At 64.7% G+C, this 22,519-nt stretch carries 23 protein-coding genes; 11 read left to right on the forward strand and 12 right to left on the reverse strand.

The features are described from left to right. Positions 1–186: 186 nt before the first annotated feature. From H2509_RS14630 to H2509_RS14640, 3 genes are all read right to left on the reverse strand, one after another. Positions 187–1,554, reverse strand: coding sequence for a TRAP transporter large permease (locus H2509_RS14630; RefSeq protein ID WP_182166529.1), 1,368 nt, complete (start codon positions 1,552–1,554; stop codon positions 187–189). Next, complete coding sequence (locus H2509_RS14635; protein ID WP_182166531.1) at positions 1,554–2,189, reverse strand: TRAP transporter small permease subunit; 636 nt, start codon at positions 2,187–2,189, stop codon at positions 1,554–1,556. The genes H2509_RS14630 and H2509_RS14635 overlap by 1 nt, the downstream gene beginning before the upstream one ends. A 123-nt stretch (positions 2,190–2,312) precedes the next feature. Continuing rightward, positions 2,313–3,329: a C4-dicarboxylate TRAP transporter substrate-binding protein gene (locus H2509_RS14640; protein WP_182166533.1), complete on the reverse strand. Its 1,017-nt coding sequence runs from the start codon at positions 3,327–3,329 to the stop codon at positions 2,313–2,315. A 344-nt stretch (positions 3,330–3,673) separates the two neighbouring features. Between H2509_RS14640 and H2509_RS14645 the strand changes: the two genes are divergently transcribed. Continuing rightward, positions 3,674–4,828: an acyl-CoA dehydrogenase family protein gene (locus H2509_RS14645; RefSeq protein WP_182166535.1), complete on the forward strand. Its 1,155-nt coding sequence runs from the start codon at positions 3,674–3,676 to the stop codon at positions 4,826–4,828. On the opposite strand, the gene H2509_RS14650 is transcribed toward H2509_RS14645, so the two are convergent. Continuing rightward, complete coding sequence (locus tag H2509_RS14650) at positions 4,825–5,448, reverse strand: hypothetical protein (protein ID WP_182166537.1); 624 nt, start codon at positions 5,446–5,448, stop codon at positions 4,825–4,827. The two genes, H2509_RS14645 and H2509_RS14650, sit on opposite strands and share 4 nt — an antisense overlap. An 80-nt stretch (positions 5,449–5,528) precedes the next feature. Between H2509_RS14650 and purD the strand changes: the two genes are divergently transcribed. Genes purD through H2509_RS14665 form a run of 3 tightly spaced genes read left to right on the forward strand, consistent with a single transcriptional unit; the run spans position 5,529 to position 8,884 of the window. Continuing rightward, positions 5,529–6,809, forward strand: a complete 1,281-nt coding sequence (gene purD, locus H2509_RS14655; RefSeq protein WP_182166539.1) for a phosphoribosylamine--glycine ligase — start codon at positions 5,529–5,531, stop codon at positions 6,807–6,809. Positions 6,810–6,869: 60 nt separating this feature from the next. Next, complete coding sequence (locus tag H2509_RS14660; protein WP_235974975.1) at positions 6,870–7,802, forward strand: alpha/beta fold hydrolase; 933 nt, start codon at positions 6,870–6,872, stop codon at positions 7,800–7,802. Continuing rightward, positions 7,799–8,884: a phosphotransferase family protein gene (locus H2509_RS14665; RefSeq protein ID WP_182166541.1), complete on the forward strand. Its 1,086-nt coding sequence runs from the start codon at positions 7,799–7,801 to the stop codon at positions 8,882–8,884. Before H2509_RS14660 ends, H2509_RS14665 begins: the two co-directional genes overlap by 4 nt. Positions 8,885–8,923: 39 nt before the next feature. Here H2509_RS14665 and H2509_RS14670 read toward each other — a convergent pair whose 3' ends face one another. Continuing rightward, on the reverse strand, positions 8,924–9,520 hold the full coding sequence (locus H2509_RS14670; protein WP_182166543.1) for a DUF6101 family protein: 597 nt from the start codon (positions 9,518–9,520) through the stop codon (positions 8,924–8,926). A 266-nt stretch (positions 9,521–9,786) separates the two neighbouring features. Between H2509_RS14670 and H2509_RS14675 the strand changes: the two genes are divergently transcribed. The 6 genes from H2509_RS14675 (at position 9,787) to lpxK (ending at position 15,339) form a co-directional block, all read left to right on the forward strand. Further along, positions 9,787–11,130 (forward strand): TldD/PmbA family protein, encoded by a 1,344-nt coding sequence (locus H2509_RS14675; RefSeq protein WP_182166545.1) that lies wholly within the window; start codon positions 9,787–9,789, stop codon positions 11,128–11,130. After that, positions 11,117–11,914 carry a 3'(2'),5'-bisphosphate nucleotidase CysQ gene (locus H2509_RS14680; protein ID WP_209001979.1) on the forward strand — a complete coding sequence of 266 codons (798 nt, stop codon included), beginning with the start codon at positions 11,117–11,119 and terminating at the stop codon, positions 11,912–11,914. Before H2509_RS14675 ends, H2509_RS14680 begins: the two co-directional genes overlap by 14 nt. Before the next feature lie 96 nt (positions 11,915–12,010). Beyond that, positions 12,011–12,259 (forward strand): DUF4170 domain-containing protein, encoded by a 249-nt coding sequence (locus tag H2509_RS14685; protein ID WP_182166547.1) that lies wholly within the window; start codon positions 12,011–12,013, stop codon positions 12,257–12,259. Between the two features lie 49 nt (positions 12,260–12,308). After that, entirely contained in the window at positions 12,309–13,001 is a 693-nt protein-coding gene (locus tag H2509_RS14690) for a lysophospholipid acyltransferase family protein (RefSeq protein WP_182166549.1), read from the forward strand. Next, positions 12,998–14,317, forward strand: a complete 1,320-nt coding sequence (locus H2509_RS14695) for a 3-deoxy-D-manno-octulosonic acid transferase (RefSeq protein WP_182166551.1) — start codon at positions 12,998–13,000, stop codon at positions 14,315–14,317. The genes H2509_RS14690 and H2509_RS14695 overlap by 4 nt, the downstream gene beginning before the upstream one ends. A gap of 2 nt (positions 14,318–14,319) precedes the next feature. Next, the gene (gene lpxK / locus H2509_RS14700) at positions 14,320–15,339 is read left to right on the forward strand and encodes a tetraacyldisaccharide 4'-kinase (RefSeq protein ID WP_182166553.1); all 1,020 of its coding nucleotides are present in this window, start codon (positions 14,320–14,322) and stop codon (positions 15,337–15,339) included. A gap of 9 nt (positions 15,340–15,348) precedes the next feature. On the opposite strand, the gene H2509_RS14705 is transcribed toward lpxK, so the two are convergent. Beyond that, positions 15,349–15,570, reverse strand: coding sequence for a DUF2093 domain-containing protein (locus H2509_RS14705; protein WP_182166555.1), 222 nt, complete (start codon positions 15,568–15,570; stop codon positions 15,349–15,351). Between the two features lie 103 nt (positions 15,571–15,673). Continuing rightward, positions 15,674–16,093, reverse strand: coding sequence for a MerR family transcriptional regulator (locus H2509_RS14710; RefSeq protein ID WP_209001980.1), 420 nt, complete (start codon positions 16,091–16,093; stop codon positions 15,674–15,676). A gap of 83 nt (positions 16,094–16,176) precedes the next feature. Here H2509_RS14710 and H2509_RS14715 point away from each other — a divergent pair, with 83 nt between their 5' ends. Next, positions 16,177–16,842, forward strand: coding sequence for a cation transporter (locus H2509_RS14715; RefSeq protein WP_182166557.1), 666 nt, complete (start codon positions 16,177–16,179; stop codon positions 16,840–16,842). A gap of 16 nt (positions 16,843–16,858) precedes the next feature. Here H2509_RS14715 and H2509_RS14720 read toward each other — a convergent pair whose 3' ends face one another. The 5 genes from H2509_RS14720 to H2509_RS14740 form a co-directional block, all read right to left on the reverse strand. Beyond that, entirely contained in the window at positions 16,859–18,646 is a 1,788-nt protein-coding gene (locus tag H2509_RS14720) for a monovalent cation:proton antiporter-2 (CPA2) family protein (protein ID WP_182166559.1), read from the reverse strand. Between the two features lie 71 nt (positions 18,647–18,717). Beyond that, positions 18,718–19,434 carry an aldolase gene (locus H2509_RS14725; protein WP_182166561.1) on the reverse strand — a complete coding sequence of 239 codons (717 nt, stop codon included), beginning with the start codon at positions 19,432–19,434 and terminating at the stop codon, positions 18,718–18,720. An 88-nt stretch (positions 19,435–19,522) separates the two neighbouring features. Continuing rightward, positions 19,523–20,134 carry an HAD family hydrolase gene (locus tag H2509_RS14730; RefSeq protein ID WP_182166563.1) on the reverse strand — a complete coding sequence of 204 codons (612 nt, stop codon included), beginning with the start codon at positions 20,132–20,134 and terminating at the stop codon, positions 19,523–19,525. A gap of 24 nt (positions 20,135–20,158) precedes the next feature. After that, complete coding sequence (tldD, locus tag H2509_RS14735) at positions 20,159–21,583, reverse strand: metalloprotease TldD (RefSeq protein WP_182166565.1); 1,425 nt, start codon at positions 21,581–21,583, stop codon at positions 20,159–20,161. A 109-nt stretch (positions 21,584–21,692) separates the two neighbouring features. Then, positions 21,693–22,277: an invasion associated locus B family protein gene (locus H2509_RS14740; protein WP_182166567.1), complete on the reverse strand. Its 585-nt coding sequence runs from the start codon at positions 22,275–22,277 to the stop codon at positions 21,693–21,695. Positions 22,278–22,519: the final 242 nt, after the last annotated feature.

A 22,519-nucleotide genomic window follows, 5' to 3' on the forward strand; every position in this document is an offset into this window, starting at 1 on the left:
GCAAGGCGCGGCAGCGCTGCACCCAACTCAATTCGCAAGAGCGGCAAAGCCGCGCCTTGCCGCTTCCCAGGCCAAACCGCCGGCGCACACGAGCGTGCGGCGATGTTCCTGCTCGCCCCGCGCGCCACGCTCCATCGTCACCCCGGCCCGCAATACGCGGACTTGGCCGCATATGGCGGTAATCCTCTACATGATCGCCGGCAGGATCGTGATGATCGCCGGGAATGCGACCAGCAGGGCGATCGTCAGGACGTCTGCGACGAAGAACGGCGCGCAGCCGCGGAAGACTTCCTGCACGGGAATGTCCGGGCGCACGCCCGACACCACGAAACAGTTCAGGCCTATGGGCGGCGTTATCAGACAGAGCTCCGCCATCTTCACCACCAGGATGCCGAACCAGATCGCGCAAAGTTCGCCCGACATGCCGAAGGCGCTGTCGGCCGCGCTCACCGTTTCGCCGCCATTGAGCGCCATCACCGCCGGATAGACGACCGGAAGCGTCAGCACCAGCATGCCGATTGCGTCCATGAACATGCCGAGCACGGCATAGGCGCACAGGATGATGACAAGCGTCAGCCACGGACTGAAATGCAGCGACACGATGAAATCGCGGAAGGCGTCCGGAAGGCCGGCGAAACCCAGGAACCGCACATAGACGAGCACGCCCCAGATCAGGGTGAAGATCATCACCGTCAGCTTCGCGGTTTCGTGCAGCGCCTGACCGAGCTGTTTGGTTCGCATGCCGTTGATGAAGGCGGCGATGAGCACCACGAAGGCGCCGAGCGCGCCGGCTTCCGTCGGAGTGGCGATGCCGAAATAAAGCGAGCCGAAGATGATGGCGACGACGGCGAGGATCGGCAGCGTTCCCGGCACGGACTGGATGCGCTGGCTCCAGGTGAAGCCCCGCACCGGCGGCGCGTCGCCGCGGAAGGCGGAGATCCCGACAATGATCAGGATGTAGATCAGCGCCGAGAAGAGGCCGGGCAGGAAGCCGGCGATCAGCAGTTTAGCCACCGACTGTTCGACGAGGATCGCATAGATGACGAGGATCGCCGACGGCGGAATGAGCGAGGCAAGCGTGCCGCCGGCCGCGACCACGGCAGCCGACAGGCGCTTGGAATAGCCGACGTCCAGCATTTCCGGAATTGCGACGCGGGCGAAGACGGCCGCTGTCGCGACGCTGGCGCCGGAGACGGCGGCGAAGCCCGCGGTGGCGAAGACGGTGCCGACCGCCATGCCGCCGGGCAGCCAGCCGAGCCAGCGCTTGGCGGCCTCGAAGAGCTGCCGGGTAAAGCCGGCGTAAAAGGCGAGAAAGCCGATCAGGATGAAGGTCGGCAGCACGGACAGCGAATAGGTGACAGACTTGGAATGGGGGATCGTGCCCGCCATTTTCAGCGCCGCCACGAACCCTTTCTCGAAGCCGAGCCGCATGGAGAAGATGGCGATGAGCCCGAGCGTGCCGACGAGGGCGGCGGCGAAGGCGACGCGCATGCCGATGACCACGAGCACCAGCAGCAGGCCTGTCATCAGCAGGCCGATTTCAAATGGCGTCATTATGCGCGCCCTCCCTCGTTGGCGCCGTCTTCGCCGAATGCTTCCTCGATTTCATGCTGAGCGGCCGTCGTCACGTCCTCGATGACGGGAACCGCGATCGGCTCCGCGTCGGGATGCAGGACGAGGCGCAGGTAGCCGTAGATCTGCATGGAGAGCCGCAGCCAAAGGAGCGAGAGCGCCACGGGCACCAACAGCTTCGATGGCCATGTCGGCAGGCCGACGTCGATGGTGCTGTCGCCGATCTGGTACGAGCGTTCGAAATGGAACCACGAGCCGTAGATCAATGCCGCAACCACCAGCCAGATCAGCACGACGCCGACGAGTTCCGCGATCCAGAGCGCGCGGCCCTTGAAGCGGCCGAGCACGATCTCCATGCGGATATGGCCGCCGACGCGCTGGCAATAGGCGATGCCGCCGAAGGCGAAGGCCGCCATGGCCTGCTCGGTCAGGTCGATGAAGCCGGGAACGGGCGAGTTGAAGAAGGTGCGGCCGATGATCTGCACGACGGCGAGCAGCATGAGCGCGAGGATGCTGGCAGCGGCGATGAGATTGAACAGATTCTCGATCCTGCCGAGGGCGCCGTCGAACCGGATATAGGTTTCCGGCCGGCCGCTTGGGGCGGTCTGCGATGTCATGGCGGGTTTCCGTGCGGACAGTGGATGCGCCCGGTGCGCGCGCCGGCGGCCGGGCAAGAAATCCTGCGCTCCGTCCCGTGGGATCGCGGGACGGAGCGCGAGGTTTTCCGATCGATGTCAGTCTCAGTTGAGCTTCGACTGGACCAGGTCAAGAAGTTCCTGGCCGGGAATGCCCTTGGCATTCATTTCTTCGACCCAGGCCTGCCAGAGCGGCTCACCGGCCTTATGCTTGAACGCGGTCAGCTCGTCCTTGTCGAAGGTCACCTGCTCGATCTTCATTTCGTCGAGCGTCTTGTACCACTGGTCGTAGACCTTGTCGTATTCGGCAAGGTAGTGGTCGAGCGATTCCTTGACGGAGGAATCAAGCGCCTGCTTGTAGTCGTCCGGCAGGGCGTTGTAGGCGTCGATATTGATCACCACCGGGCAATTGACGGTGCCCGGATTGAGGTTGGTCGTCCACCAGTTCGAGGCTTCGTAGGTCTTGAACGACAGGTGGGCATGCGGCGCGAAGGACGCGGAGCGCACGGTGCCGGAATCGATCGCCTGGAAGGTTTCGGCCGCGGTCACGGTCGTCGGCACGGCGCCGATGGTCTCCATGGCCTTGCCGATACCGCCGAGCGCGCGCACGCGCATGCCGGAGAAGTCCTCGACCTTCTTGGGCGCGTCGCCCTTGCCGACGAAGTTGTACTGCGGCATCGGCGAGGACATCAGCAGCTTGGCGTTCCAGCGGGCCAGGTCCTTCTGCACCGCCGGGTGATGGTAGAGCGCCTCGTCGACCTCGATCTGCGTCTTAAGGTCGGGCACGCCGAGGAAGGGAAGCTCCAGAACCGTAAGCGTCGGGTTCTTGTCCTCGTGATAGGAAGCGCAGATCTGCGCCATCTCGAAGGCGCCGATGGAGATGCCGTCAAGGTTCTCGCGCGACTTGGACAGCGCCTCGCCATAGGCGATGTTGAGCTTGAACTTTCCGTCGGTCTTCTGCGCCAGCAGTTCGTTCAGCTTTTCCAGATGCTCGGTAAAGGCGCGCCGCTTGCCCCAGACGGAAACGTTCCAGGTCACGTCCTGGGCGAATGCCTCGGCTGTAAAGGCGAAGCCGAGCGCGAGCGCGGTGGCCGCCGTCAGCAAGGTACGAGTGCGTTTCATTCCCTTCCTCCCAAAGATATTAGCCAAACTTGTTGGCAGTCTTATCGTTACGGGTCGCTTGTTGAAGCCCGTTCTGCCGACGTCGCGCGACCGCAGGGCACGCTCGCCGGCAGAAGAAAGCGCAGCCTACGTTTTTACCCATACCCAACTCAACCCTGTTAAGCCGATGACGTCGCGGCCTTCCTCAGCAAATTTACTTCACCGATGCGTGGGACGGGGAAACCAGGGTTTAAATTCAATCGGGAGGGCGTTTGGCCCCTTAGCCCTCGGGTGCAATGGACAGGCGCAACCTTCCGATCTAACGCTACCAACCGGAGCGTTTTTCGATTTCACGAGGCAGGCCTATGGAATTCTCGCTGACAGAAGAAGAAACCCTGATCCGCGAGACGGCGCGCAAGCTGGCGGCGGACCGCATCGCCCCGCTGGCACAGCGCCTCGACGAAGGGGAGGGGCGGCCGGAATTCCTCGCCAATCTCAGGCTTCTGGCCGAAAACGGCTTCATGGCGCTCAATGTCGGCGCCGACTACGGCGGCACGGAAGCGGGCACCGTCGCCTTCGCCCTTTCGGTGGAAGAGATCGGACGCGCCTGCGCTTCCACCGGCGTGACGGTCTCGGTCACCAACATGGTGTGCGAGGTGATCCAGGCGGTGGGATCGAAGGAGCAGCGCGAGGCCTATCTGCCGAAACTCGCCGACGGCACCTATCCGGCCGGCGGCTTCTGCCTGACGGAAGCGGGGGCGGGCTCCGATCCGTCTTCCATGCGCACGCGGGCGGAGCGCGACGGCAACCATTATGTGCTGAACGGCTCGAAGCTCTACATCACCTCGGCCGAATATGCCGGTGTCTTCGTCGTCTGGGCGGTGACCGACCCGGACGCGCCGAAGGGCAAGGGCATTTCCTGCTTCCTGGTGGAACGGGAGACGGAAGGCCTCATCGTCGGCAAGGCCGAGAAGAAGATGGGCCAGCACGGCTCGGTCACCAACGAGGTGCACTTCGAGAATTGCCGGGTGCCGGCGACTGCGATGATGGGCGCGGAGAATGACGGCTTCCGCATTGCCGTGGGCGAGCTTGCGGGCGGGCGCATCGGCATCGCGTCGCTGGCGCTCGGCATCTCGCGGGCCGCGATGGACGCGGCCAAGGCCTATGTCAAGGAACGCAAGCAGTTCGGCAAGGCGATCGCCGACATGCAGGGTATCCAGTGGATGATCGCCGACCGTGAAACGGAGCTTGAGGCCGCGCGCCTTCTGATCCTGCAGGCGGCCTACCTGAAGGACCAGGGCCGGCCCTTCGCCCGCGAAGCCTCGATGGCAAAGCTCTTTGCCTCGGAAGCCGCGCAGCGTGCCACCTATACCGCGCTGCAGCTGCACGGCGGGGCGGGCTTTCTGCAGGACCTGCCGCTGGAGCGGTACGCGCGCGATGCCCGTATCACGACGATCTACGAGGGTACGTCGGAGGTACAGCGCCTGATCATCGCCCGCGAGGTGATGAAGGCAATCTAGACATTGCGTGCGCTCTCGTGCCAGGCGGGACGATAGCCGGCGGCAAGGACCGCCAGGATGGTGGGCGGCGTCAGCACATCCGCGATGCCCGATACGGGACGCGGAACGGGTTGGCCGTAGCCCTCGAAGCTCCAGGGCAACAGGGTCTCGCCCTTGATCGCGAATATATGGCCGTCGCGCAGAATCATGGCGCCGTCCGGCAGGGTGGAGATCTCAAGTCGATGCAGACGCTTGACCTTGCCGTCGAGGCGTTCGGCATGGAGGCAGCGGTCCATCTGCGGAGCGGAAGGCGGCGCATCGTGACCGCCGGCCGCGGCCCATGCGCCGACAAAGGCTTTCGCATCCTCGCGCCGGCATTCGAAACAGGGGCGGTGGCCTGCGGCAAGCGCTGTCACCTCGTCGAGGAAGAACAGCTCCGTATAGCCGGGACCCATCACCTCCCGTTGCCGTCCCTTGAAGGAGAGGCGGCAGCAGATCCATTGCCGGCTGGCAAATGCGCGCGTCCCGAGCAGCTTCGTTTCCGGGTCATGCAGCCGGCCGCCGCGATTGCCCATGAAGGCGCCGCGCTCCGGGCGGGCATGAATGGATCCGTCGGGGGCAACGCGGTTTTGCAGGGGCATCGCAATTTCCAAACGTAGCGTTAGATGGTAGAGCGCGGCTATTCCATTGGACAGGTCGCGATTTTACAGGGGTGCGGGCGATGAACATTCTGCTGATCGGATCGGGCGGCCGCGAGCACGCCCTTGCCTGGGCAATAGCCAATTCTCCTCTGACGACAAGGCTTTATGCTGCGCCCGGCAATGCCGGTATCGCCGGCGAGGCGGAACTGGTCGCCCTTGATACCACGGACCACGATGCGGTGATTTCATTTTGCCGAGATAAGGAGATCGGCTTTGTCGTCGTTGGCCCCGAAGCCCCCCTCGTCGCCGGCCTCGTGGACGACCTGACGGCTGCCGGCATCAAGGCCTTCGGGCCGTCGAAGCAGGCAGCGCGCCTTGAAGGCTCGAAGGGTTTCACCAAGGACCTCTGCGCCAGGGCGCATATCCCGACCGCCGCCTATCGCCGCTTCACCGATGCGTCGTCGGCCCGCGCCTATGTCGAGGTCAAGGGCGCGCCGATCGTCATCAAGGCGGACGGGCTCGCGGCGGGCAAGGGCGTGACGGTCGCCATGACAAAGGAAGAGGCCTTTGCCGCCATCGACGCCTGTTTCAGCGGTGAATTCGGCGAGGCGGGCGCCGAACTGGTGGTCGAGGAATTTCTGACCGGCGAGGAAGCGAGCTTCTTCGTGCTGTGCGACGGCACACACGCGCTGCCGCTGGCCACGGCGCAGGACCACAAGCGCGTGCTCGACGGCGACAAGGGGCCGAATACCGGCGGGATGGGCGCCTATTCGCCGGCTCCGGTAATGAGCGACGACCTGATCGAGCGCACGATGCGCGAGATCATCATGCCGACGGTCAAGACGATGGCGGCGGAGGGAACGCCCTTCAAGGGCGTGCTCTACGCGGGACTGATGATCACCGGGGACGGGCCGAAGCTCATCGAATACAATACCCGCTTCGGCGACCCGGAAACCCAGGTGCTGATGATGCGGCTGAAGGACGACATCGTCCTGCTGATGCTGGCATCGGTCGACGGCACGCTCGACAAGATGAGCGCGCGCTGGCGCGACGAGGTGGCGCTGACCGTCGTCATGGCCGCGAGGGGCTATCCCGGCGACTATGCCAAGGGGACGGAAATTCGTGGGCTTGAAGCCGCCGCGGAGGACCCGATGGTGGAGATCTTCCATGCCGGTACCAAACAGGACGGCGACCGGCTGCTTGCCAATGGCGGGCGGGTGTTGAACGTGACGGCGCTGGGCAGCACCGTGGCCGAAGCGCAGGACCGGGCCTATGCGGCGATTGCCAGGATCGACTGGCCGGAAGGCTTCTGCCGTGCGGATATCGGCTGGCGTGCCGTGGAGCGCGAAAAAGCCTCCTGAAGCCTTGCCCGGTCCACGCCCTTCGTTCCATGCTCCCGGCAACAACGGGAGGAGACGAACTTGAGCACGGAAAACGGATTGCAGACCGATCTGCCGGAGCTTTTTCCAGGGTTCCGGGCCGGGCTTGTCGAGGGCGAAGGCGCGGAGATCTTCTGCCGCATCGGGGGCAGCGGTCCGCCGGTGCTGCTTCTGCACGGCTATCCGCAATCGCATGCCATGTGGCATCCGATCGCGGCGCGGCTTGCCGCAGAGTTCACGGTCGTGGCGGCCGATCTGCGCGGCTACGGTGCGTCATCCGCTCCGCGGGGCGACGACGGGCACGTTCTCTATTCCAAGCGCGCGATGGGCGCGGACATGGTCAGGATGATGGAACGCCTCGGGTTCCAGCGCTTTGCCGTGGTCGGCCACGACCGGGGCGGTCGGGTCGCCTACCGGATGGGCTTCGACCATCCGGATCGACTGACGCGGGTCGCCGTGCTCGATATCCTGCCGACCTATGCCTATTGGGCGCGGATGGACTGGCGCTACGGCATGCGCATGTATCACTGGATGTTCCTCGCCCAGCCGAAGCCAATGCCCGAGCGCCTGATTGCCGGCGACAGCATTGCCTATCTGGAACACACACTGGCAAGCTGGACGAAGGCCAAGGACCTCTCCGCCTTCGATCCGCGCGCGCTGGAGCATTACCGTGCCTTCTATCGCCAGGAAGCGAGAATCCATGCCGTCTGCGAGGATTATCGGGCCGGCGCCACGGTCGACATGGCGCAGGATACGGCCGATCGTGAGGCCGGCCGGAAGATCAAGGTGCCGCTCCTCTCGATCTACGGGGAGGCAGGTTTTGGCGGCGGCGAGCGTTCGCCGGCTGAAGTCTGGGGCGAATGGGCGCAAGAGGTCGAGGCTGTCGGCGTCGACGCGGGCCATTTCCTCATCGAGGAAGCCCCTCAGGCAACCTATGCGGCGCTGCGTCCGTTCCTCGCGAAAGATATCCAATGAGTGGGACAATCGACAGGCAGGACGCTTTTTCCGGCACCAGGGAAGTGCCGCAAGCCCTTGCCTTCGACGCCGAAAGGCTGGCGGCTCATCTCGGTCGCCGGATCGACGGATTTGCCGGTCCGCTGCAGGTCCGCCAGTTCAAGGGCGGCCAGTCGAACCCGACCTATCTGCTGGACACGCCCGACAGGGCCTATGTGCTCAGGCGCAAGCCGCCGGGCACGCTCCTGCCTTCGGCGCACGCGATCGACCGGGAGTATCGGGTGATGTCGGCGCTTGGAAAGGCCGGCTTTCCGGTGCCGCGTACCTTTCTGCTCTGCGAGGACGAGGGTGTCATCGGCACGGCCTTCTACGTCATGGAAAAGGTCGAGGGCCGCATCTTCTGGGAGCCGTCGATCCCGACCGTGGGCGGGCAGGAGCGGGGCGCAATCTATCGAGCGATGAACGCGACCATTTCACGGCTGCACGGTTTCGAACCTGAAGCGCTGGGGCTCTCCGATTTCGGCCGGGCGGAAGGCTATGTCGCGCGCCAGATTTCCCGCTGGGCCAAGCAGTATCGTGCGTCGGAAACCGAAGCGATCCCGGAGATGGACCGGTTGATCGAGTGGCTGCCGGCTCAGGACGTTCCCGCCCATCCGCCGCGGATCGTGCATGGGGATTTCCGTCTCGACAACCTCATCGTCGCGCCAATAGGCCCGGACGTGCTTGCCGTCCTCGACTGGGAGCTTTCGACGCTCGGCGATCCGGTTGCCGATTTCACCTATCACTGCATGCAATGGGTGATGCCGGCCATGCCGGACGGTTCCGGCATCGGCTCTCTGGACGGCCTCGACCTCGACGCGCTGGGTATTCCGGGGCTTGCCGACTATATCGCGCTCTATGAAGCAGCGACCGGCTTCGAGGTCGCGGAACGGCTCGACTTCTATTTCGCCTATAATTTCTTCCGCATCGCTGCGATCCTGCAGGGGATCGCGGGCCGGGTCCGGGACGGAACTGCGGCCAATGCCAATGCGGCTGCGATGATCCGTCAGATCCGCCCGCTGGCGGAGACGGCCTGGACATTCGCCAGGCAGGCGGGGGCGTGAGGCCGCGACGTGGCGTTGCGGTGGAAAATTCGGGAAAGGTCAGTTCCTGGCGATGATCTCGTATTCGCCGCGGTGGACGAGTTGCCTTGCAGCCGGCGAGCCCGCCTTGCGCCGGCACAGAAAACGCGGGCGGCGGTTGGTGAGCGCGGCGACGCGACGGCGGGCAGCGGAAATGCGCGGCGTGCCGGTCGGGGCCTGATCGTCGAGGACGCGGATCGCGCCATTCGGTTCGACGGCGACCAGCGGCAGGCCAAGAAGGCTCGACCAGGAGCGCCAGTCCTCGGCCGCGGCTTCAATATCGGCGCCGGAAAAGAGCTCGACGCAAAGGCTCGGATCGCGGTGATGCAGGCCGATGCTGATTGAAAGTGCCGCGGAATTCGGCGCCGGCGTGACCCGCGCATAGACCCCGGTGAAGGTTCCGACCGGCAGGACGACGGTGAGGGGCAGGCCGGAAAGGCGCCGCTTCATGATGACCGTCTGCTGGTCGATATAGACGTTGAAGGCTTCGTTGCCGGTCGGCTCGCCCAGCGGGTCGGCCTTTGCGGTGAAGCGATGCGGGAGCCTTGCGGGATCGAGTCGCAGAGCGCGGCTCGATCCCGCGGCAGCGGCATCCTGGAGTGCTGTTTGACGCCTCAATTGCCTCTCCATCGGACCCTTTGTTTTGTGGGCCTCTGATGGAACCAACTTAAGCGGGGGACGTACCGATCTGCTTAACAAGCACGGTTAAATTTCTCTGATTTTGAAGAGGGTTAGGGAAGAGTGACCAAAGTTGGTTGCCAGCAGGTTAGGAAATGGAGCGGCCGCGCGGGCGTCGGCCGGTGTTCCGCGCTGCTTGCCGAAGGGCGGGCGAATGCCTAAACACAGGGCTGACACGCTCCCGCAGCCGCAGCCATGGATGAACAATGACGGAACTGGTCGATCAGGCAGTGCTTGAAAAGCGCGCCGCAGCGCTTGTCGAGGCGGCGAAGAAGGCGGGTGCGGATGCCGCCGACGCGGTCGCCGTTTCCGCCGTATCGCTCGGCGTCGACGTGCGTGAGGGGAAGGTCGAGGAGACCGAACGCGCCGAAGGCGACGATTTCACGCTGCGCGTCTTCGTGGGGCGCAAGGTGGCGAGCGTTTCCGCAAACAGCCTTGGCGATATCGCAGCACTTGCGGAGCGCGCGGTCGCGATGGCGAAAGTGGCGCCGGACGATCCCTATGCCGGGCTGGCCGATCCCGGCGACCTCATCCGCGACATGCCGGCTCTCGACCTGCTTGACGGGACCAGCGTCGATGCGGCTTTCCTCGGCGAGCGGGCGCGGGCGGCCGAAGCCGCCGGCCTTGATGTCGCAGGCGTCAGCAAATCGGGCGGTGCCAGTGCCTCCTGGCAGCTTGCGGGCCTGGTGCTTGCCGCCAGCAACGGCTTTTCCGGCTCCTACCTTACCTCCCGCTTCGGCCTGTCGATGACGGCGGTGGCGGGCGAGGGCACGGGGATGGAGCGCGACTACGATTACGACTACCGCACCTATCTCTCCGACATGGACCGGCCGGAAGATATCGGCCGCCGCGCCGGCGAGCGGGCAGTCAGGCGGCTCAACCCCCGCAAACTGTCAAGCCGTACGGCCGACGTGATCTACGAGACCAGGGCAGCGCGCTCGCTGGTCGGCCATTTCGCCGGCGCGGTCAATGGCGCCGCGATCGCGCGCAAGACAAGTTTCCTGAAGGACAGGATGGGAAGCCGCGTCTTCGCCGAAGGCATTACAATCACCGACGATCCGAGGAAGCCGCGCTCCCCCGCCACCCGTCCGTTCGATGGCGAGGGGCTGGCCGCGCTGCCGCTTGCGATGGTCGAGGACGGCGTGCTGCGGCACTGGTTCCTCGATACGGCGACGGCACGCGAACTCGGCCTTGTCTCCAACGGGCGCGCCTCTCGCGGCGGCGCCGGGCCTTCGCCGAGCGCCACCAACCTTTGCCTCAGTCCCGGCAAGGAAAGCCCGGAGGCGATGATGAAGGCGATCGGCACCGGACTGCTGGTGACGGACCTGATCGGCCATGGCGTCAACGGCGTGACGGGAGACTATTCCAGGGGCGCTTCGGGTTTCTGGATCGAGAATGGCGAAATCGTCTATCCGGTGAGCGAGATCACCCTGGCCGGCAACCTGACCGACATGTTCGCCCGCCTCGTGCCGGCCTCCGATCTCGACGACCGCTATTCGACCGCCGCACCCAGCATCCTGATCGAGGGTATGACCATTGCAGGTCAGTGAAATCGAAGACGCGCAATCCGACCTGGACCTGCTGGAGGCCGCCGCCCGCGAGGCGGGGCGCGTCGCGCTCGGCTTTTTCGGCTGCGATCCCAGGCGTTGGTCCAAGGAAGGGGACTCCCCGGTCTCCGAAGCCGATATCGCCGTCGACCGGGCGCTGCATGAGTTGCTGACCTCGGCGCGGCCCGAATACGGCTGGCTTTCCGAAGAAACGACGGACGATGCCGCCCGCCTGTCGCGCCGCCGCATCTTCGTTGTCGATCCCATCGACGGCACACGGGCGTTCCTGTCCGGTGGCGACGAATGGACGGTGGCACTGGCCGTGGTGGAAGAAGGGCGGCCGATTTCGGCAGCCGTCTACCGGCCTGTCGGTGACGAGATGTACTTGGCGCGGACGGGCTCCGGAACGATGATGAACGGTGCGCGCGTGCGGGTATCGCGGAGGGACAGCCTGGAAGGTGCGACCTTCGCCGGCCCGAAGGCCGTTGCGGGGCGTTCGGACCTGAAGGCGCGCGGGCTGGAATATGCCGGTTACATCCCTTCGCTCGCCTATCGCCTGGCGCTGGTCGCCGCGGGGCGCATCGATATTGCGGCGGCGCGCGGGCGGGCCTGCGACTGGGACCTTGCGGCAGCCGATCTTTTGGTGCAGGAAGCGGGCGGCCGCCTGACCGACCTTTCCGGCAGGACGGCACACTACAACAAGACGGATGTGCGCCATGGCGCGCTGATCGCCGGTCCGGCAAATCTGGTCGAGGATCTACGGCCGATGCTGGACTTGGCGATGTAGCGGCCGCCGATTTGGCCCGATCGCACCCCCCGATCGCATCCTGCGAACAACGCCCGGCAACCGGGTTTCGAACATGTGCACTGATGGAGAGCAGGAATGACTGGGAAAGACCAGCCCAAGCAGCTTCTTCACCTCGTATTCGGCGGCGAACTTGAGAAGGTCGACGAGCTGACCTTCCGCGACCTTTCAGATCTCGACATCGTCGGGATCTATCCGAATTACGCAACGGCCTATACCGCGTGGAAGGAAAAGGCGCAGGCTTCCGTCGATAACGCCCACATGCGCTATTTTATCGTCCACATGCATCGCCTGTTCGATCCGGAAACCGACAAGCACCCGTCGTGAACCGGATCTTCCTGTCACTCGCCTCGCCGCGGGCAGGGGGGATCCTGCCTTGCTGAAGAGCCTTGGCCGTCATCCGATGGTGCTCAACGCCATTGGTTCGATGCTTGCCGGCTACCTGCTTGCCGTGCGCAAGACGAGTTCGCTTGTCGTCGATCCGCCGGATTTCTACGAGAAGGTCCTGCCGGACCTGCCGATGATCGTTGCCATGTGGCACGGCCAGCATTTTCTGATGCCCTTCGCGCGGCCCGACGGCTGGGATGTTCGCGCCATGATCTCCCGTTCGGCGGATGGCGAGATCAATGCCATCGCCGCGCGAAAGCTGGGTCTCGGCCTCATCCGCGCGTCCGGTGCGCAGAAGGCGCATCAGGTGACCAAGCGCGGCGGCATGCGCGGCTTCATCGAGGCGATGCGCGCGCTCAGGGAAGGCGGCACTGTTGCGCTCACCGCCGATGTTCCGAAGGGGCCCGCGCGTGTTGCGGGGCTCGGCATCGTGCAGCTTGCCAAGCATTCCGGCCGGCCAATCGTTCCCATGGCCTTTGCGACCAGCCGGCATATCGATCTGAACTCCTGGGACAAGGCCTCGATAAACCTGCCCTTCAGCCGCGCGGCGCTGGCAATCGGTGATATGATCCATGTGGACGCGGATGCCGGGGAAGAGGCTTTGGAAGTGGCGAGGAAAAAGGTCGAGGACGGCCTGAACGAGGCGACGGAACGTGCCTACAGGCTGGTGAAGGCTCGATGACGGCTTCGCGCCCTCCGGCCGGTACGCTTTCGCGCGCCGCCGCGTTGGCGCTTCTTTCCCTCTATGACGGGGTGGGGCATATCGCCTACCCGGTCCTTTCCCTTCTCCATCGGCGGCGGGCAAGGCTCGGCAAGGAAGATCCGGCCCGGCGCGGCGAGCGTTTCGGCGCAGCGAGCCAGCCGCGCCCCGAAGGCGACCTCGTCTGGGTGCATGCGGCGAGCGTCGGCGAGACCAATGCGGTCATGCCGGTGGTTCGCGCGCTGACGGATCGCGGCCTGAAAGTGGTGCTGACTTCGGGGACGGTGACGTCGGCCAAGACGGCGGCGGAGCGCCTGCCGGACGGCGCGCTGCATCAATATGTGCCCTACGATCTCTCCGGCGGCGTGGCGGCGTTCCTCGACTATTGGCGACCGGCGGTTGTCATGCTGGTGGAGTCCGAGATCTGGCCGGCGACTTTTCGGGCAGTTAAACGGCGCGGTCTGCCGCTTGCGATCCTTAACGGCCGGATGTCGCCGAAATCCACGTCCGGGTGGCTGAAGGCGCGCGCGCTGGCGCAGACCCTGTTTGGCCTCGTGGATGTCTGCCTCGCCCGATCGGAAGAAGACGCGGAAAACTACCGCAGCCTTGGCGTTCGCGATGTTCGCGTGGTTGGCGACCTCAAGTTCGAGAGCCCGGTTCCGGATGCCGATCCGGCGGCCTTGGAAGACTTTCGCCGATGGATCGACGGCAGGCCGATCTGGCTTGCAGCGAGCACGCATCCCGGCGAGGAGGAAGTGGTGGCGGAGGTCCATCGCCGCCTGCGCGACGAACATCCGGGACTTCTGACACTGCTGGCGCCCCGCCATCCCAACCGCAGCGGTGAGATCCGCGTGGTGCTGGAAGGGCGGGGGCTCAATGTCGCCGTCCGCAGCCGTCATGACCTTCCCGGGCCGGAGACGGACGTCTATCTTGCCGATACGATCGGCGAGATGGGGCTCTTCTATCGGCTGTCGCCGATCGTCTTCATGGGCGGTTCTTTCATGTCGGCCGGCGGACACAATCCTCTGGAGCCGGCATTCTGCGGTGCCGCGATCCTGACCGGGCCCGGTTTCGCCAATCAGCAGGACGTGTACGATCGCCTGATTGCCGAGAAGGGGACGCTGGTCGTGCATGGGGCGGAAGATCTCGCGGAAACCCTGAGCGAACTCCTGCACAATCCGCGGCACGCGGCTGAAGTGGCCGCCGCGGCGGGCCGGACCGCGCATGATGGCCAGGGGGCGGTGTCGCGGACGATGGATGCCCTGTCCGCGTTGCTTCCCCGAAACGGTGCTGCCTGACCATGGCGCTCTTCGGCCGGGCACCGGCGTTCTGGTGGCAGCCGCAGCCGAGCCTGCAGGCGCTGGCGCTATGGCCGATCGGCGCCTTCTACGGAGCGGTTACGGCGAGCCGCATGCTCGGCGCTCCGTCCGGCAAGGTCGATACAGGTGTCGTTTGCATCGGCAATTTCGTTGCCGGAGGCACGGGAAAGACGCCCTTCAGCCTCGCTTTTTACGAGCATCTGGCGCGGCGCGGCAGGAAACCGGTGTTTCTGTTGCGGGGCCACGGAGGCGCTCAGGCGGGGCCGTTGCTGGTCGATCCGCTGCAACATCGCTCGGAAGATGTCGGTGACGAAGCACTGCTTCTTGCCGAGAGGGGACCTACCGTTGTGTCCCGCAACCGGCTTGCTGGCGCCGAACTGGCGGCGCGCCATGGGGACATGATCCTGATGGATGACGGCTGGCAGAACCCGAGCCTTGCAAAAGACTTTTCCTTTGCGCTCGTCGATGCGGCGACGGGCGTGGGCAACGGCTTCTGCCTCCCGGCAGGACCGCTGCGCGCGCCGGTCGGGAAACAGATCGTCGCCGCCTCCGCGCTAGTCGTCGTGGGCGAGGGGAACGCCGCCGACCCGGTCATCCGGTTCGCCGCCCGCAAAGGGTTGCCGATCTTCCACGCGCGGCTCGAAGCGAGGATCGACGATGACTTGCGCGGCAGCAGGGTGCTGGCCTTCGCCGGTATCGGCCGGCCGGCGAAGTTCTTCGACAGCCTGAGGGACAGCGGCGTTGACGTTGTCGCGGAAAGGGCCTTCGCCGATCATCAGCCCTATAGCCGTCAGGACGCGGAAAGCCTGCTGATGGAGGCGGAGGAAAAAGGCCTGGAACTTGTAACGACGACCAAGGACATGGTGCGGCTCAAGACGGGAGACGGCGAGGTCCTGCGATGGCTGGCCGCGCGTGCGCGGGTGGTCGAGGCCGAAATGCGGATCGACGACGCAGGCCGCATGGTCGATCTGGTGCTAGGGACGCTCCGCCGGAAGGCGTGAGCATTGCAGTCAGGGGAGGTTGCCGGCTTCCTGGAAGCGTTTCAGGGCCGCCGCCGCATCTACGTAAGCCTCCTGGCGCGATACGCTCCAGTATTTCAGCTCGTCGATCGGGATTGCCTGGCCGGTCACCGCGCAGCGTACGAAAGTGCCCGGCGCCTCGATCTGGAAATCGCCGTCGAGAAAACGGACGCGCGCCTCGCTCGGCATTCTGGGCTTTTCGAAACGGTTCATTCTCTGCGCTCGCCGACTGTCAGCTGATGGGCCTTGATAACGCCTGCCGCCCGGCTTGACCAGCCCGTTGCCCCTTGCCGAGCGACCGCGCGCCGATCTCAATTCACTTGTCCTCCGGGTGAGAGCTCGCTCCCAGCGTCTCCAGAATACGGCAGGACGAGACATCCTCGCCATCGCATCTTTCGATCATGCCGGAAAGCGCCGATCGAAGCGCCTGGAGCCTGGCGATCTTGCGGTCGACTTCCGCCAGCTGACATCGCGCCATGCGGTCCACCGGTTCGCAAGGCTTGCCGGAAACGGACGACAGGTCAATCATCTCGGCGATATCCGGCAGCGAGAAGCCCATCTCCCGCGCATGGCGAATAAAGAGAAGGCGGGTGCGGTGGTCGTCGGTATAGCGGCGCTGTCCGCCATCCGAGCGCGGAGGCTTCGGCAGAAGGCCGCGTGCCTCGTAGTAGCGCACCGTCTGGACGCTGGTGCCCGTGTCGCGGGCAATCTCGCCGATGGAAGAAATCCCGGTCATGCCTCAACAAGCCTCTTGAAGCTACAATTGCTATAGGGATTAGGGTCGCCGGGCTGGAATTCAAGATGCGGAGAAGACGGCCAATGGCTGGATGCTGTTCCCATGAGGCCCGTTTCGAGGGCATGAGCAAAGCCTACAAGCGGTCGCTGGTCGCGGTCATCGTCATCAATGCGGCGATGTTCCTGGTCGAACTGACGGGTAGTGCCGTTGCCGGCTCGCAGGCGTTGCAGGCCGATTCGCTCGATTTCTTCGCCGATACGATGACCTATGCGATCAGCCTCGCCGTGATCGGCCGGCCGCTGCGCATTCGCTCGCTTGCCGCGCTGGCGAAGGGCGTCAGCCTCTGCTTCATGGGCTTCTTCGTATTCGGCGCGACGATCTGGCGGGTTTTCTTTCTTGGAGTGCCAGATGCTCCGATCATGGGCGGCATCGGGATGCTGGCTCTTGCTGCAAACCTTGCCAGCGTCCTGATCCTGCTGCGCTATCGGGACGGCGACGCGAATGTGCGTTCCGTCTGGCTGTGCAGCCGCAACGACGCGATCGGCAATCTGGTCGTCGTGGCGGCGGCGGGCGGGGTGTTTGCATCCGGGACTGGCTGGCCGGACGTCGCGGTTGCCGGCCTGATGGCCGGGCTCTTCCTGTGGTCGTCCGTCTCCATCCTTCGCCAGGCGATCGGCGAATGGCAGCATGGACTATTGCATCGGCTCGAGCATGAAGACGCGAAAAGTCATGGAAGTGCGGCCAGTTGAGCCACAGATGCCCGGATCAGTCGTCGGACCCACCTTCGCCGCCTGCGTCCCGTGTTCGCGGTGTTACCTGATGCAGCCGGTCGGCGCCTGCAAAGAGCCCTTCCTTGAGTTGAAGCTCGAGCCGTTCCTTGTCCCGCCGCCGGACATCCGTTTCGATCTCGATGATCCTCTCGCCTTCTATGCCGAGTGCGTCGAGGGCGGCGCGGCCGAACGCAATGCCGGACTCGAAGGTTTCGCGGATCTGGAAATCCACGCCGCGTTTCGTCAGGTCTAGGGCGTGGGCCCGGTCCGTCGCGCGGCAATAGAGCTTTGCAGTGGGAAAATGGGCGCGGATGACGTCGATGGCCCGGGCCATCACCTGTTCGTTTTCGATGCAAAGGGCGATGAGGACCGCGTCGCCGGCTCCCGCGTGGGTCAGAATGTCGGCCCTTGTCGCGTCGCCATAATAAACCTTGTAGCCAAGCTTGCGCGCATAGCGGATCCGGTCCGGATGCAGGTCGATCGCCGTGATCGCCACGGCGTCGGACGTCAGCATTTGCGCCACCACCATGCCGAAACGGCCGAAGCCGACGACCAGCACCGTCGGTTTGGCGGCGCTGAATTCCTCGATGACGGTGGTATCCGCGCCGCGTCGCTGCATGCGGGTGGCGACAAGGTCGTGTGCCGTACACGCTAGCGGCGTGCACAGCATGGTGAGGATGACGATCGCAATCAGCAGGGTAGTCTCGGGCCGGTCGAATATTCCGGCGACCGTAGCCGAGGTGAACAGGACGAAGGCGAATTCGCCGCCTTGCGGCAGCGTGACGGCGATCTTCAGTGCATCGGAATTCGAAGACCCGAACAGGCGCGAGATCAGCCAGAGCAGCACGCCCTTCACCCCCATTACCAGGAGGACGCCGGCCGCGACGAGCCAGATGTTGTTCAGGAGCAGGCCGATATCCAGCACCATGCCGATGGAGATGAAAAAGAGGCCCATGAAGAGGGAGCGGAAGGGCTCGATATCCGCTTCCAGCGTTGGGCGGAAGCTCGATTCGGCGAGCATGACGCCGGCCAGGAACGCACCAAGCGCCATGGACAGGCCTGCGGCATGCATGACGCCGGCGCTTCCCAATGCGACCAGCAGGGCGGCGGCCAGCATCACCTCCCGGGCGCGCGAGGCTGCCAGGAAGGAAAAGATCGGGGTGAGCAGGTATCGACCGGCGAAGATCACGCCGGCCACCGCTGCCGCCGTGATCCCGATCTCGTTGAATATTCCCGACACTGAGGTTGGTGTCTGCGATGGCGCCAACATGGGGACGAGCGCCAGAAGCGGTACGATGGCCATGTCCTGCAGCAGCAGGATGCCGAAGGCGCGCTGGCCGTAATTGGTGGAAAGCTGGCCGCGCTCCTGCAGGATCTGCAAGGCGAAGGCTGTCGATGAAAGGGCCAGCCCGAAGCCGCCGATCACCGCTTTTTCGGCAGTGCCGCCGGCCAGCAGCAGGCACGCGGTGAGGGCAGCGCCGCAAGCCAGTACCTGCGTGGTGCCAAGGCCGAATATGTCGCCCTTCATGCGCCAGAGCCGCGCGGGCTCCAGTTCCAGGCCAATGACGAAGAGAAGGAGAACGACACCGATCTCGGCAACGGAAAGGATTTCGCCCGGGTCGGGGATCACGTCGAAGCCGAAAGGGCCGATCGCGATGCCGGCGGCCAGGAACCCCACCACCGAGCCGAGCCCCAGCCGCTTGAAAAGCGGTACGGCGATGACCGCAGCCGAAAGGAAGACGATAGCCTCGGTAAAAATCGGCGGGGCGGCTTCGGCGGCCATGAATCGCATCCGGTGGCGTTGTTGCGGCGATCCAGCCTAGTCGCTGTTCGGTCCAGGTCAAACCGGCTTCGTCAAATGCCGATAATCCGTCGCATCGCCTTGAAATGGGCAATCGCCTGCACTTCGAAGACCTGCATGAACTGGCGGGCGGTCTCGCGGGCGACCTGGTCCGGGATGATCCTGAGTGGCTTGCCGGTCGAAAGCGCGAGCACGTGCTGGCGACAGGCGCGTTCCAGGTAGTAGAGGTCGTCGAAGGCATGGGCGACGCTGGGGCCGCCCACGACGACGCCGTGGTTCGCGAGGAAGATCACGTCGGCCGAGGGATCGTCCTTGGCGCGCTGGGCAATCCGCCGGCCCTCTTCCTCGTCGAGCGCAATGCCGCCGAACTCGTCGTCATAGGCAAGGCGGCCATAGAAACGGCAGGCGGTCTGGTGCGCCATTTCCAGGCGTCCGTTCTCCAGCATGGTGAGCGAGGTCGCGTAGGGCATGTGGGTATGCAGCACGCAGACATGGCGCGGGTTGGCGCGGTGGCTGGCGATGTGGATGTTGCGCGCGGTCGCCTCCACTTCGCCGTCGCCCTCCAGGATCTGGCCGTCGCCGTCGATCATGACCAGGTCGTCCGGGCGCATCTCGGACCAGTGAATGCCGTATGGATTGATGAGATAGCGCTCGCCGTCGCCGGGCAGGACGACGGAAAAATGATTGCAGATGCCTTCGTTCAGGTCGAAATGTGCGGCAAGGCGCAGGACGGCGGCAAGCTCGCGGCGATACTCGGCCACAATCGACATTGGAAGGCACCTCTTTTTGTAATACGAATAGCCTTTGTTTATCCAATCCCTTTATCGAGGGAAAGAGGCTCCGTATCGAGTCGGCGAGCTAAAGAATCCCGCAGGAGTGCAGGGCCGACTTGAGGGAGCCGGCGTCCGTGTAGAGATGCGCCTGCAGACCGGCGGCTTCCGCCCCGCGCACATTGGTTTGGCTATCGTCGATGAAGAGCGTTTCCGAAGGCTTGTGCCCGTAGCGTTCGCAAATCCTGAGATAGCAGGCAACATCCGGCTTGCGGGCGCCGAACTCGGCCGAAACATGTGCCGACTCGCCGAAGATCTCGATCGCCTCCGGCGCACAGAAGGGGAGTGCCTCCTTCAGCATCATGCCGTTGTTGGTCAGCAGTGCGGTGTCGACCTCTTCCGATACCGCGCTGGCGACCGCAAGCGTTTGCGGGCGCGGGCGCATCATTGCCTTTTGCACGGAAATCCAGGTCTGCCGGTCGATCCTGTGGTTGAGGCGTCGGGAAAGGGCGGCGAGATAGGCGTCGCCCGTTGGCGGATCGCCCGCTTCCGCGCGTTCCTCGAACTCGGATCCGTAGATCAGGCGGTCGATGTCCTCCCCGGAAAGGCCTGTCAGCCTTTCCAGCGCGCCAAGGCGGATATCCGTGTCCCAGTCGTAGAGGACACCGGCCATGTCGAAGATGACGAAGGAGATCGTCATCGTGCTGTTCCTATCCGTTCGCGTTCAAAGCGCGGTACCGCCGATGGTCATGCCGTCGATGCGGAGCGTCGGCTGGCCGACGCCGACCGGCACGCCTTGACCCTGCTTGCCGCAGGTGCCGATACCCGGGTCGAGCTGCATGTCGTTGCCGATCATCGCCACCCGCGTCAGCGCATCGGGGCCGTTGCCGATCAGCATGGCTCCCTTGATCGGCTGGCCCACCTTGCCGCCTTGCACACGGTAGGCCTCGGTGCAGGAAAACACGAACTTGCCGGAGGTGATGTCGACCTGGCCGCCGCCGAAGGAAACGGCATAGATGCCATCCTCGACGCTTGCCAGGATTTCGGCCGGGTCGCGGTCACCGGCCATCATGACCGTGTTGGTCATGCGCGGCATCGGGATATGGGCGAAGGACTGGCGGCGGCCATTGCCCGTCGGCTTCACGCCCATCAGTCGTGCATTCTGCCGGTCCTGCATGTAGCCGACCAGAATGCCGTCTTCGATCAGTACCGTGCGGTTCGTCGGCGTGCCTTCGTCGTCGACCGTCAGCGAGCCGCGCCGGTCGGGGATCGTGCCGTCGTCGACGATGGTCACGCCCTTGGAGGCGACCCGCTCTCCCATGAGGCCGGCAAAGGCGGACGTCTTCTTGCGGTTGAAGTCGCCCTCGAGGCCATGACCGACGGCTTCGTGCAACAGGATGCCCGGCCAGCCGGGGCCAAGCACCACGTCGAAGCTGCCGGCGGGAGCCGGAACCGCGGAGAGGTTGACGACAGCCTGGCGCAGGGCCTCGTCGACCGCCGCCTGCCAGCGGGCCTCGGCGACGAATTCACCGAAACCGGCGCGGCCGCCGAAACCGTAGGAGCCCGATTCCTGCCGGTCGCCTTCGCCGACGACGATGGAAACGTTGAAACGCACCAGCGGGCGAATATCGCGCACGCGGTGCCCGTCGGCGCGCAGGATGTCGACCACCTGCCATGTGCCGGCAATCGACACGCTGACCTGCCGCACGCGCGGATCGCGAGCGCGCGCGAAGGCGTCGACCTCCTGCAGCAGGCGCACCTTCTCTTCGAATGATGGTTGGCCAAGCGGATTTTCATCCACGTAAAGATGGCGGTTCGTGCGCTGGGGCGCTGCGGCATAGGTGCCCGAGCGCCCGCTCGCAACTGCCGACACCGCATCCGCCGCACGCTTCAGGGCGGCTTTCGAGATTTCGCCGGAATGGGCGTATCCAGCCGCCTCGCCGGCAACCGCACGCAGGCCGAAGCCCTGGGTCGTATCGAAGTTCGCGCCCTTCAGGCGGCCATTGTCGAAGACGAGGCTTTCGGACTGGCGGTATTCCAGGAAAAGCTCGCCGTCATCAGCGCCCGCAAGCGCACCTGCCGTGATAGCCCGTGCCGTTTCCTCGTCCAGGTCGGACAGGGCCAGAAGGTCGATGGTGCTGTCGGTCATTGTGGGCTCGGTATCCTGAACGAATTTGAATTGGGCCGGCCGTCTTGCCCGGCCACCCGATAAGATAGGGTTGCGATCCAGCAATTGCAGGCCGGCATTCGCCGTGGCGTCAGGGCAGTGCCGCGAAACCTTCCTTGAAACCCTTGAGCGAGATCGGAATGCCGATACCTTCCTCGGGCGTCTGGAAGATGACGAAGGTGGCGGTCTCGCCCGTCTCGAACTTGGCAATCAGGTCGTCCTGGAGCACGGCTTCCGAAATGCAGCCGGTCGGCAGGCAACGCACGAATGTCGCATTTCCTATGTCGTCGCCGTCTACCCTGAGACCAAGGCCGGTCGGGATCAGCACTCCAAGCGGGGCTAGTACGCGCAACAGACGTGTCTTCTTGTCCGCCGTTTTCAGGACGATGACCGAAAGGCCGACGTTTTCGCGATCCTCGGCGGTGACATTCTGGATGAGCGCGCATTGCTCCTCCTTGGCACCGGGGGGCGTATCGCAACGCATCTGCCAGTCGCCATGGACGGTGCGGACTTCGCCTTGCGCCTTTGCGACTGGAGCGCCGCCCGACGCGGCCAGGGCCAGGGCGACGAGGGCCGTTGCCGCATGCCTGGCAAGGCACGCTCTCAGATCGCGAGCATCCCGCCTGGCCGTTGAATAGATTTTCCAGGGCACGGTCTTTTCTCCGTCCTCGACCATTTTCGGTCTCTCGTGCGGTCTGCGATTGTCGCCCTTGCCGAACGGGGCCGATCCGGGCGATTCGCAAAAAAGGGTTACAGCCCCATGGTTTTCCGATGCGCGCGCGTTCTTTTCAAGGCGAAAGCGGGATTCGGTCCTCGAAAGCCCCAACACTGACGGCGGACGGTCTGGAAATGCGGCCCGGGCATCCCTTCTGTCGGCGATACGCCGCGGCGCGGCGATATTCTGGGTAGCGCTGCCAG

It is taken from the genome of Stappia albiluteola, assembly GCF_014050225.1.
In the GTDB taxonomy this organism is placed as follows: domain Bacteria; phylum Pseudomonadota; class Alphaproteobacteria; order Rhizobiales; family Stappiaceae; genus Hongsoonwoonella; species Hongsoonwoonella albiluteola.

Coding starts and splice junctions, on each gene's coding strand:
- H2509_RS14730 (WP_182166563.1), bottom strand. CDS start 20,134: ATGACGATCTCCTTCGTCATCTTCGACATGGCCGGTGTCCTCTACGAC.
- H2509_RS14705 (WP_182166555.1), bottom strand. CDS start 15,570: ATGAACCGTTTCGAAAAGCCCAGAATGCCGAGCGAGGCGCGCGTCCGT.
- H2509_RS14685 (WP_182166547.1), top strand. CDS start 12,011: ATGACTGGGAAAGACCAGCCCAAGCAGCTTCTTCACCTCGTATTCGGC.
- H2509_RS14715 (WP_182166557.1), top strand. CDS start 16,177: ATGGCTGGATGCTGTTCCCATGAGGCCCGTTTCGAGGGCATGAGCAAA.
- H2509_RS14640 (WP_182166533.1), bottom strand. CDS start 3,329: ATGAAACGCACTCGTACCTTGCTGACGGCGGCCACCGCGCTCGCGCTC.
- tldD (WP_182166565.1), bottom strand. CDS start 21,583: ATGACCGACAGCACCATCGACCTTCTGGCCCTGTCCGACCTGGACGAG.
- lpxK (WP_182166553.1), top strand. CDS start 14,320: ATGGCGCTCTTCGGCCGGGCACCGGCGTTCTGGTGGCAGCCGCAGCCG.
- H2509_RS14650 (WP_182166537.1), bottom strand. CDS start 5,448: ATGCCCCTGCAAAACCGCGTTGCCCCCGACGGATCCATTCATGCCCGC.
- H2509_RS14710 (WP_209001980.1), bottom strand. CDS start 16,093: ATGACCGGGATTTCTTCCATCGGCGAGATTGCCCGCGACACGGGCACC.
- H2509_RS14635 (WP_182166531.1), bottom strand. CDS start 2,189: ATGACATCGCAGACCGCCCCAAGCGGCCGGCCGGAAACCTATATCCGG.
- H2509_RS14645 (WP_182166535.1), top strand. CDS start 3,674: ATGGAATTCTCGCTGACAGAAGAAGAAACCCTGATCCGCGAGACGGCG.
- purD (WP_182166539.1), top strand. CDS start 5,529: ATGAACATTCTGCTGATCGGATCGGGCGGCCGCGAGCACGCCCTTGCC.
- H2509_RS14720 (WP_182166559.1), bottom strand. CDS start 18,646: ATGGCCGCCGAAGCCGCCCCGCCGATTTTTACCGAGGCTATCGTCTTC.
- H2509_RS14725 (WP_182166561.1), bottom strand. CDS start 19,434: ATGTCGATTGTGGCCGAGTATCGCCGCGAGCTTGCCGCCGTCCTGCGC.
- H2509_RS14665 (WP_182166541.1), top strand. CDS start 7,799: ATGAGTGGGACAATCGACAGGCAGGACGCTTTTTCCGGCACCAGGGAA.
- H2509_RS14695 (WP_182166551.1), top strand. CDS start 12,998: ATGACGGCTTCGCGCCCTCCGGCCGGTACGCTTTCGCGCGCCGCCGCG.
- H2509_RS14740 (WP_182166567.1), bottom strand. CDS start 22,277: ATGGTCGAGGACGGAGAAAAGACCGTGCCCTGGAAAATCTATTCAACG.
- H2509_RS14630 (WP_182166529.1), bottom strand. CDS start 1,554: ATGACGCCATTTGAAATCGGCCTGCTGATGACAGGCCTGCTGCTGGTG.
- H2509_RS14675 (WP_182166545.1), top strand. CDS start 9,787: ATGACGGAACTGGTCGATCAGGCAGTGCTTGAAAAGCGCGCCGCAGCG.